Raw genomic sequence first — 763 nt, 5'->3', positions numbered from 1 at the left:
TTAGTGTTTAGAGTATTTAAACCCAAAGGAACATTAAAAGAAGGAGATGTCTACAAAACTAAGATTGAAATCGCGTGCCTAAATCCTAACAGAGTTAGTTGAACTAGGATTTAAAATTGAATTGGTATTAGCAGATAGTCTGTATGGTGAAAGTAGTTCGTTTATCAGTACATTAGATAAATTTGGATTACCGTGGATGCTGGCAATAAGAAGTAATCATGGAGTCTGGATGTCAAGATGACAGACAGTTAGAGCCAATAAATGGTGTAAATTTGAGAGGATTTTTAGCAATCAAGAATCAGAAACTAGATATATTAGAGAAATCATATTTGGGAAAAGAAGTACAAGAACCTATTGGGAAATTACCACAGATCCAGAAACGATGCCAGAAACATCAACTTCGTTTGTCATGACAAATTTAACAGAGAAGAGAAGCCAGATGAAAAAGACATTAGGTAATTTATACGGGTTAAGAACATGGGTGGAATATGGATTTCGACAATGTAAACAAGAACTGGGTTGGACTGATTATCGGTTGACGGATTTTCCAGATATAGAAAAATGGTGGGAAATCATTTTCTGTGTGTATTTAATGATTAGTTTAAACTCCGAAGTTTTCCGGTCTTTAAGTCAAGGCAGTCCCAGAGAATTTGAGAGCAAAAAAACACTACAGATTGCTCAAATCACCAACAATGGAATCATAAAGAGGGATGGAAAAATGTTTTAAATAATCTGCGTTTAATAATTCAGCCTACTATTATAT

Annotated in this window: 1 pseudogene; it reads left to right on the top strand. The window is 34.2% G+C overall.

Going from position 1 to position 763, the window contains the following annotated elements:
* A pseudogene (locus PL9214_RS29525) lies at positions 1-763 on the top strand (transposase); the annotation flags it as partial.

The organism is Planktothrix tepida PCC 9214, from assembly GCF_900009145.1.
Lineage (GTDB): Bacteria > Cyanobacteriota > Cyanobacteriia > Cyanobacteriales > Microcoleaceae > Planktothrix > Planktothrix tepida.
Note: the sequence above shows the minus strand (reverse complement) of the source record. Positions and strands in the feature narration are given on the sequence as shown.